An 8,496-nucleotide genomic window follows, 5' to 3' on the forward strand; every position below is an offset into this window, starting at 1 on the left:
TGGAGGGGCGGTGGCTCAGCCGATCCGCACGTTGATCTGCTTGGTCTGGGTGAATCCGGCGAGCATGCCCTCGAGCGAGACCTCGCGGCCGATGCCGCTCTGCTTGTAGCCGCCGTACGCCTGGCCGACGACCTGGCCGCCGCCCTGGTTGACCTGCACCCAGCCGGCCTCGAGCCGGTGGGCGGTGTCGATGGCCTGGTTGAGGTCCTGGCTCCACACGTAGGCGGCGAGGCCGTACGCCGAGTCGTTGGCCATCCGGACGACCTCGTCGGTGTCGGTGAACGGGATCGCCATCACGACCGGGCCGAAGATCTCCTCGCGGGAGAGCCGGAAGGTGTTGTCGGCGCCGGAGAAGATGGTCGGCAGGTGGTAGAAGCCGTCGGCGAGCGGGCCGCTCTCGGGCGGGAGGCCGCCGAGCTCGACCTTGAGCGCGGGGTTGGCGAGGCCGTCCTCGAGGAAGCCCTTCACCGAGCGGAACTGCGTCTCGTTGATGACCGCGCCGATGTCGGAGGTCTCGTCCAGCGGGTCGCCGACGACCAGCTGGCCCATCCGGGCCACCAGCCGCTCGAGGACCTCGTCGTGGACGTCGCGGTGCAGGAAGAGCCGCGAGCCGGCGGTGCAGCTCTGGCCCTGGCGGTGGACGCGCGAGGAGAGGAGCAGGCCCTCGATGAGCTCGTCGGTGACGGCGCCGGGGAACACGATGGAGGGGTTCTTGCCGCCCAGCTCGAGGGAGACGTGGGCGAGCCGCTCGCCGGCCTCGCGGGCGATGTGGCGCCCGACCTCGGTGGAGCCGGTGAAGGACACCTTGTCGACGCCCGGGTGCTCGACCAGGGCAGCGCCGGCGCTCTCGCCGTCGCCGGTGACCACGTTGAGCACGCCGGCGGGCAGGAACTCCTGGCAGATCTCGGCGAACAGCAGGATCGCCAGCGGCGCGTCCTCGGCCGCCTTGAGGACCACGGTGTTGCCGGCCGCCAGCGCGGCGGGGACCTTGAAGCCCGCGATCATCAGCGGCGAGTTCCACGGCAGGATGCCGGCGACCACGCCGAGCGGCTCGAGGCGGGTGTACTGCAGCTGGGCGGACCCGGCGGGCAGCGTGGTGCCCTTGACCTCGCCGGCGACGCCGCCGAAGTAGCGGAACAGGTCGGCGAGCACGCCGGCCTCCGGGCGGGCCTGGGTGCGCAGCGCGTTGCCGGTGTCGGCGGCAGTGACGGCGGCCAGCTCCTCGGCCCGCTCGGCGATCGCGTCTGCGATCTTGAGCAGGGCCTTCTGCCGGCCGGTGAAGTGCTGGTCGCGCCACCCCGGGAAGGCGGCGCGCGCGGCGCTGACCGCCCGGTCGACGTCCTCCTTGCCACCCTCGGGCACCTGCGCCAGGACGTGGCCGTGACGGGCCGGGCTGAGCACGTCGCGCCAGGCGCCCGACACGCTCTCGACCCACTCCCCGCCGATCAGCATGGGGCGCTTCGCGGGCGCCCCGCCGTCGACGGCCTGGTCGGGGTTCAGCACGTTCTGGGTCATCGTTGTTCCTCGGGTTCGCTGGAGGGTTCGCGGGAGCGGTTCAGGCGGATTCTGGCCGGTTCAGGCCGGGCCGTGCGCCTCGGCCAGGGCCTCGTCGAGGATCGCCAGACCCTCCTTGGCCTCTTCGGCGGTGATGGTCAGCGGCGGTACGACGTGGATGCGGTTGAAGTTCGCGAACGGGATCAGTCCGCGGCGCATGCACCCGGACACGATCGCGGCCATCTCGGGGCTCGAGCCGCCGTACGGCGCCAGCGGCTCGCGGCTCTCGCGGTCGCGGACCAGCTCGAGCGCCCAGAAGGCGCCGGTCCCGCGGACCTCGCCGATCCAGGGGTGACGGGACGCCAGGGCGCGCAGCTCGGGCTCGATGACCTCACGGCCCAGCGCGTCGACGCGCTCGACGATGCCCTCGTCCTCCATCGTCTCGATGGTGGCGACCGCCGCGGCGCAGGCGAGCGGGTGGCCGGAGTAGGTGAGCCCGCCGGGGTAGGCACGCTGGGCGAAGGTGCGGTAGACCTTCTCCGAGATCGCGACGCCGCCGAGCGGGACGTAGCCGGAGTTGACGCCCTTGGCGAAGGTCAGCAGGTCGGGGACGACGCCGCCGTGCTCGACGGCGAACCAGCGTCCGGCGCGGCCGAATCCCGCCATCACCTCGTCGGCGATGAGGAGGATGCCGTTGCGGTCGCACAGCTCGCGCACGCCCTGCAGGTAGCCCGGCGGGGGCATCATGATGCCGGCGGTGCCGGGGATGGACTCGAGGATGATGGCGGCGATGGTGGAGGCGCCCTCGAGGGCGACGACCTGCTCGAGGTGGGCGAGGGCCCGCTGGCACTCCTCCTCCTCGGTGGTCGCCGCGAACGGGGAGCGGTAGAGGAACGGGCCGAAGAAGTGGACCGTGCCGGTCGAGCCGTTGTCGCTGGGCCAGCGGCGCGGGTCGCCGGTCACGTTGATCGCGAGCTGGGTGCCACCGTGGTAGGAGCGGTAGGTCGAGAGGACCTTGTGCTTGCCGGTGTGCAGGCGCGCCATCCGGATGGCGTGCTCGTTGGCGTCGGCCCCGCCGTTGGTGAAGAAGACCCGGTCGAGGTCGCCGGGCGTGTGCGACGCGATCAGGCGGGCGGCCTCGGAGCGGGTGCCGTTGGCGTAGCTCGGGGCGATGGTGCACAGGCTGGCGGCCTGCTCCTGGATCGCGGCGACGATCCGCGGGTGCTGGTGGCCGAGGTTGGTGTAGACCAGCTGGGAGGAGAAGTCGAGGAGCCGGTTGCCCTGGCCGTCCCACAGGTAGGAGCCCTCGGCCCGGGTGACCACCATCGGGTCCAGCGTCTCCTGGGCCGACCACGAGTGGAACACGTGCTGACGGTCCAGGTCGTAGGCGCGCTCCGCGTCGGCGGTGAGCGCGGCCGGTCCGGTGAGCCGGGTCGGGGAGGTGCTGGTCATCGGGCTTGTCCTTCCACGGGGAGATCGCCCCCCATCCTGAGGCTGGCGGCCCGCGTCCGGGCCCGGCAGAATGTTGGAGTTATCCGCTGCGGCCGACATTCCGTCGGGCGTGCCGCCGACGTCCGAGGAGCCCCCATTGGCCCAGCTCACCGTCGCCGAGGTGCTGCGCATGCCCGCGGTGCGCCAGGCCGGTCCCGAGGTCGTCGCCGGCGCCGCCGGACTGGACCGCCCGGTGCAGTGGGTCCACTCCGGGGAGCCCGCCGACATCGCCTCGGTGCTGCGCGGTGGCGACCTGCTGCTCACCACCGGCATCGCGCTGCCGGACTCCGACGACGAGCTGCGCGCGTTCGCGACCAGCCTCAGCGACGGCGAGGTCGCGGGCCTGGTCATCGAGCTCGGCCGCCGGTGGCGCGACGTGCCTCCGACGCTCGTGGCCGCCTGCGACGAGCTCGGGCTGCCCCTGATCGCCCTGGCCCGCGAGGCGCGCTTCGCGGCCCTCGCCCAGGCCGTCGGCGAGCGGATCGTGGACGAGCAGCTCGACGAGCTGCGCGACGCCCAGCGGGTGCACGACACGTTCACCGAGCTGACCATCACCGAGGCCGGTCCGCGCGAGATCCTCGACGCCGCCCAGCGTCTGGCCGGGGTCGCGGTCGTCCTCGAGGGCGAGGACCACCGGGTCAGCGACTACCGGTCCGGACCCGACGACATCGGCTCCTTCCTGGCGGACTGGACCGAGCGCTCGAGCCGGGTCCGCCTCGAGGGCCGCACGACCTGGGACCGGACCCAGGGCTGGCTGGTCACCCGCCTGGGACGCCGCGAGCGGCGCTGGGGGCGGCTCGTCATCGAGTCGCCCACCGAGCCGCCGCAGCGGCTGATCGCGGTCGCGGAGCGGGCCGCCGCCGCCCTCGCCCTGCACCGGCTGCACGAGCGTGACCGCGACAGCCAGGTACGGCGTACCCACCACGAGCTGTTGCACGGGCTGCTCAACGAGCCCGGCAACGAGGAGATCCAGCTGCGCTGCGAGCTGGCGGGCCTGGTGACCAAGCAGCGCCACCTCGTCGGGCTCACCCTGCGCCCGGTCCTCGACGCCCACGACGCGAGCCGCCCGGCCACGCCCGCCCTGGACGAGCTGATCGCCGCGACGGTGCACGCCGCCCACGAGCTCAAGGTGCCGGTCCTGGCCTCCCAGAGCGACGGCGACGTACGCGCCCTCCTCTCCGTGGCCGCGAGCGCCGACCCGTCCGGCGAGGTGGACGCCCTCGTCGCCCGGGTCAGGCGGCGGCACCCGGCGATCGCCGGCGCGGGGCGGCCGGTCGGGCGGCTCTCCGAGGCCGACCAGACCCTCAAGGAGAGTGCTCACGTCGTCTCGTCGGTGCGCACCCCCGACCCGGCGCGCCTGGTCCACCGCCTCGAGGACGTGCACCTGCGCGGCCTGCTCACCCTCCTCGGCGACGACGACCGCGTCCGCCTGTTCTGCGAGCGCGAGCTGCGCCAGCTGCGCGAGCACGACGCCCAGTGGGGCTCGGGTCTCGTCGAGGCCCTGCGCGCCCTCGTCGAGCATCCCGCGAGCAAGTCGCTCGCCGCCGCCAGCCTCCACGTCTCGCGAGGGGCGTTCTACGACCGCCTCGCCAAGATCGAGCGGGTGCTCGGCGCCAGCCTCAACGACCCGGACATCCGCGTCTCCCTGCACGTCGCCCTGATCGCCGAGGACCTCGAGATCCACTAAGAGGTTCCGCGACGCAGACCCGACCCCGATCGGCGCCCGGCAGATCGTCGGCGAATCGCGCGGCTTCCGGCATTCTGTTCTTGGTCGGTGTGACCGCCGTCTCCTAGCCTCCTCGAACCACCACCGAAGGAGGCACGCATGGGCGCTGGTCCAGAGCTGAAGGCAGGGCTGTCCCAACGACAGCTCAACATGATCGCCATCGGGGGCGTGATCGGAGCCGGCCTGTTCATGGGCTCCGGCGCCGTCATCGAGGCCACCGGACCGGCATCGTTCCTGACATATGCGCTCGCCGGCGTGCTCGTCATCCTGATCATGCGGATGCTCGGCGAGATGGCCACCGCGAATCCGTCGACAGGCTCGTTCTCCGACTACGCCCGCCAGGCCATGGGCGGCTGGGCGGGATTCTCGGCGGGCTGGCTCTACTGGTACTTCTGGGTGGTCGTGGTCGGCTTCGAGGCCGTCGCCGGCGCCGAGATCATCCGGTACTGGGTGCCCGGCGCTCCCCTGTGGCTGGTCTCCCTGGTGCTGATGATCGCGATGACCACGACCAACCTGTTCTCGGTGGCCTCCTTCGGCGAGTTCGAGTTCTGGTTCGCCGGCATCAAGGTCGCGACCATCGTCGGCTTCCTGGTGATCGGCACGCTGTTCGTCTTCGGCCTGCTGCCCGGCTCCGACCTGAGCTTCAACAACCTGACCGACCACGGCGGCTTCTTCGCCCAGGGCCCGAGCGCGGTCACCGCAGGCGTGGTCATCGTGATCTTCTCGATGGTCGGCGCCGAGATCGCCACCATCGCCGCGGCCGAGACGCCCGACCCGGCCAAGTCGGTCGCGAAGGCGACCAACTCGGTCATCATGCGGATCGCCGTGTTCTTCATCGGCTCGATCTTCCTGCTGACCTGCATCCTGCCGTGGGACAAGTACGAGGCGGGCACCTCGCCGTACGTCCAGGCGCTCAGCGAGATCGGGATCCCCGGCGCCGCCGACCTGATGAACGCCGTCGCGCTCACCGCCGTGCTCTCCTGCCTCAACTCCGGCCTCTACACCGCCTCCCGGATGGTCTTCGTGCTCGCCGCCCGCCGGGAGGCGCCTGGCGCCCTGATGGTGGTCAGCAGGTCCGGCGTTCCGCGCAACGCGATCCTGGCCTCGTCCTTCATCGGCTTCCTGTGCGTCATCGCGGCAGCGATCTCCCCGGAGACCGTCTTCCTGTTCCTGCTCAACTCCTCGGGCGCCATCATCCTGTTCGTCTACGGCCTCATCGCCGTCTCGCAGTTCGTGCTGCGCCCGAAGACCGACCCGAGCAAGCTGATCGTCAAGATGTGGGGCTACCCGGTCCTGTCGATCGTCGCGATCGTCGGCATCGTCGCGGTCCTGCTGCAGATGGCTCTCAACGACAAGGTCCGGCCCCAACTGCTGCTCAGCCTGCTGGCCTGGGGCGTGATCCTGGCGGCGTACTTCATCGTCAAGGCGATGGGCGGGAGCGTCGCTCCCGGCCCGGAGGACGTGCCGACCGGACGGGCCCACCGGGTGCTCGTGCTCGCCAACGAGACGCTCTCCCGCGACGAGCTCCGCACCGCGCTGCGCCGGGTCGACCGGGACGGGTCCGCCGAGTACTTCGTGTGCGTGCCGGCCAACCCGATCGACACCGGGCAGGCGCTGACCAAGGGCGCCGTCTACGTCTGGGATGCGACCACCGAGGCCGCGCAGCAGCGCCTGGACCAGTTGCTCGAGTCGTTGCGGGCCGACGGCCACGTGGCCGAGGGCGCGCTGGGCGACTACCGCCCGCTGCGCGCCCTGGAAGACGCCGTGGCGACCTTCGGTCCCGACCAGATCGTGATCTCGACCCTCCCGCTGGCCCAGTCGAACTGGCTGCGCTACGACGTCGTCGACCGCGCTCGCGAGAAGTACGCCATCCCGGTCGAGCACGTCGAGTCGGACTCGGCCCTGGCGGGCAGCTGATGAGCATCCTCGTAGGTCTCCTGCCGGACGAGCGGTTCCACGCCCCGCTGCGGCTGGGCATCTCCATGGCCCTCGCCGGCAACCTCCCCCTGCGCCTGTGCACCATCGTCAGTGGCTCCGCCCACGGCCTCAACGCGGTGGACAGCGCCTATCTCGAGGCCCTGGAGGCGTCGGCGACGGCCGGCCTCGCCGAGATGGCCGCCCTGGTGACCAAGGAGGTGAAGGTGAGCACCGAGGTCCGGCGCGCCCGGTCGGTCCCGGCCGGGCTGCTGGAGGCCGCGGGCGACGCCCGCTACCTGGTGGTGGGCTCCTCCCCCAGCGGTGTCCTGGGACGGGTCGCCCTCGGCGGGATCGGCGACCGGCTCCTGCACACCTCCACCATCCCCGTCGGGCTCGCGCCGCGCGACTACGACGTCGACTCGCGGACCCGGATCAACCGGCTGACCGTCGCCTTCGGCGGCACCGCCTCGGCACAGCTGATCGCCGCCAGCGCGGCCCAGGCGGCCGAGCTCGGCGCCGAGCTGCGGATCGCGAGCTTCAACGTCCACCCCGTCGCGATGTTCGGCTCGATGATCGAGAGCGGGCCGCAGGCGCTGATCGCGGAGAAGTGGGCCGAGGCCAAGCGGGCCGAGATCGACGCGACCCTGCTCACGGCGCGCTCCATCGCCGCCGTCGACGCCGATGTCGTGGTCGGGCACGGCACCAGCTGGGCCGAGGCCCTCGCGGACGTGCCGTGGCGCGCCGGCGACGTCCTCGTGGTCGGCTCCGGTGCGGGCGGCCTCGCCGGGCGGGTGTTCGTGGGATCCCAGGCATCGCGGATCATCAGGCACGCTCCCGTGCCGGTGGTGTGCGTGCCCCGACACGCGGTGACCGCCGCGGCCGTCTGAGCCCGGGCCGGGCCGAGGGTGCGCGCGGGTTCCTAGGATGGACGGCATGATCCCCAGCATCGAGATCGACGCCGTCCCCGACCCGCTGCCCGAGGACCTGGTGGTGCTCGACGTACGCGAGGACGACGAGTGGGCCGCCGGCCACATCGACGGGGCGGTCCACATCCCGCTCATGGACCTGCCCGCGCGGCTGGGCGAGTTCGTCGAGCTCGAGGCACCCCAGACCCTCGTCGTCTGCAAGGGCGGCGGGCGCTCCGCGCGGGCCGTCGCCTATCTCGCCCAGCAGGGGTACGACGTGGTCAACCTCGTCGACGGCATGCTCGGCTGGGAGCGCGCCGGGCGGGCGATGGTGGCCGACGGCGACCAGCCGCCGACCGTGGTCTGACGGGCTGGTCGCGCCGGGCCTGCGTCAGCCGCCGAGCTGGTCGGCGCAGGTCTCGGTGAGGTAGTCGAAGAACTTGTCGGCGTCCTTCTCGTCGTCCTTGGACACGCCGGGGATGTTGTCCTCGCCGTCCTTGTCGCCGAAGGACTTCTTGGCCTCGTCGTAGTCGAGGTCGGTGATCGCGTCGACGATGACCTCGAAGCCGTTGCGCTCGGTGTCGCTGATGCCCTTCGGCGTACCGATGTCACCGAGGTCGCCGTAGGCCTCCTGGAGCTTCTTCCACTCCGCCTCGGTCGGCTCGTCGCCCTCGACGGAGTTCGTCGTGGTGATGACGTCCTCGACGCCGCCGCAGAACTCCTTCTTGGAGGCGTCGGTCGGGTGGCCGCCGCCACCGCAGGCGCTCAGGGTGAGGCCCAGCAGCACGGCGGCGCCGGCGGCAGCCAGGGGGCGCTTGAAGGGGGTCATGTCGTTTCCTTTCCTAGGGGCCGGGGCTCGTCGCCGCTCCCGTTCCGGGGGCGCGGCGGAGCGGGCGACCACGCGCCCACCCTGTCCCCACCGGTCTCACACTATTCACAGGCCCGGCGAACAGCAGATTGCCG

Annotated in this window: 7 protein-coding genes; 4 read left to right on the forward strand and 3 right to left on the reverse strand. The window is 72.0% G+C overall.

What is annotated here, in order from left to right; translation table 11 throughout:
• Nucleotides 1-15: 15 nt before the first annotated feature.
• Both FHP29_RS08640 and FHP29_RS08645 read right to left on the reverse strand, forming a co-directional pair.
• The gene (locus tag FHP29_RS08640) at nucleotides 16-1,515 is read right to left on the reverse strand and encodes an aldehyde dehydrogenase family protein (protein ID WP_139622460.1); all 1,500 of its coding nucleotides are present in this window, start codon (nucleotides 1,513-1,515) and stop codon (nucleotides 16-18) included.
• Between the two features lie 60 nt (nucleotides 1,516-1,575).
• Nucleotides 1,576-2,946, reverse strand: coding sequence for an aspartate aminotransferase family protein (locus FHP29_RS08645; RefSeq protein WP_139622461.1), 1,371 nt, complete (start codon nucleotides 2,944-2,946; stop codon nucleotides 1,576-1,578).
• Nucleotides 2,947-3,082: 136 nt separating this feature from the next.
• Between FHP29_RS08645 and FHP29_RS08650 the strand changes: the two genes are divergently transcribed.
• The 4 genes from FHP29_RS08650 to FHP29_RS08665 all read left to right on the forward strand — a co-directional run bounded on the left by FHP29_RS08650 (nucleotide 3,083) and on the right by FHP29_RS08665 (nucleotide 7,900).
• The gene (locus FHP29_RS08650; RefSeq protein WP_240044399.1) at nucleotides 3,083-4,672 is read left to right on the forward strand and encodes a PucR family transcriptional regulator; all 1,590 of its coding nucleotides are present in this window, start codon (nucleotides 3,083-3,085) and stop codon (nucleotides 4,670-4,672) included.
• A 138-nt stretch (nucleotides 4,673-4,810) separates the two neighbouring features.
• Complete coding sequence (locus tag FHP29_RS08655; RefSeq protein ID WP_139622462.1) at nucleotides 4,811-6,628, forward strand: amino acid permease; 1,818 nt, start codon at nucleotides 4,811-4,813, stop codon at nucleotides 6,626-6,628.
• A complete protein-coding gene (locus tag FHP29_RS08660; protein WP_139622463.1) occupies nucleotides 6,628-7,515 on the forward strand; it encodes a universal stress protein in 888 nt (295 codons plus the stop codon). Before FHP29_RS08655 ends, FHP29_RS08660 begins: the two co-directional genes overlap by 1 nt.
• A gap of 46 nt (nucleotides 7,516-7,561) precedes the next feature.
• Nucleotides 7,562-7,900, forward strand: coding sequence for a rhodanese-like domain-containing protein (locus FHP29_RS08665; protein ID WP_275669434.1), 339 nt, complete (start codon nucleotides 7,562-7,564; stop codon nucleotides 7,898-7,900).
• 24 nt (nucleotides 7,901-7,924) lie between these two features.
• Here the strand turns inward: FHP29_RS08665 and FHP29_RS08670 are convergent, their stop codons facing one another.
• Nucleotides 7,925-8,362: a hypothetical protein gene (locus FHP29_RS08670; protein ID WP_139622465.1), complete on the reverse strand. Its 438-nt coding sequence runs from the start codon at nucleotides 8,360-8,362 to the stop codon at nucleotides 7,925-7,927.
• Nucleotides 8,363-8,496 lie beyond the last annotated feature (134 nt).

The sequence above is a fragment of the Nocardioides albidus genome, from assembly GCF_006335005.1.
Lineage (GTDB): Bacteria > Actinomycetota > Actinomycetes > Propionibacteriales > Nocardioidaceae > Nocardioides > Nocardioides albidus.

What these genes read in the sequence shown, in the direction of transcription:
- FHP29_RS08655 (WP_139622462.1), top strand. Translation starts at nt 4,811, where the DNA reads ATGGGCGCTGGTCCAGAGCTGAAGGCAGGGCTGTCCCAACGACAGCTC.
- FHP29_RS08640 (WP_139622460.1), bottom strand. Translation starts at nt 1,515, where the DNA reads ATGACCCAGAACGTGCTGAACCCCGACCAGGCCGTCGACGGCGGGGCG.
- FHP29_RS08670 (WP_139622465.1), bottom strand. Translation starts at nt 8,362, where the DNA reads ATGACCCCCTTCAAGCGCCCCCTGGCTGCCGCCGGCGCCGCCGTGCTG.
- FHP29_RS08665 (WP_275669434.1), top strand. Translation starts at nt 7,562, where the DNA reads ATGATCCCCAGCATCGAGATCGACGCCGTCCCCGACCCGCTGCCCGAG.
- FHP29_RS08645 (WP_139622461.1), bottom strand. Translation starts at nt 2,946, where the DNA reads ATGACCAGCACCTCCCCGACCCGGCTCACCGGACCGGCCGCGCTCACC.
- FHP29_RS08660 (WP_139622463.1), top strand. Translation starts at nt 6,628, where the DNA reads ATGAGCATCCTCGTAGGTCTCCTGCCGGACGAGCGGTTCCACGCCCCG.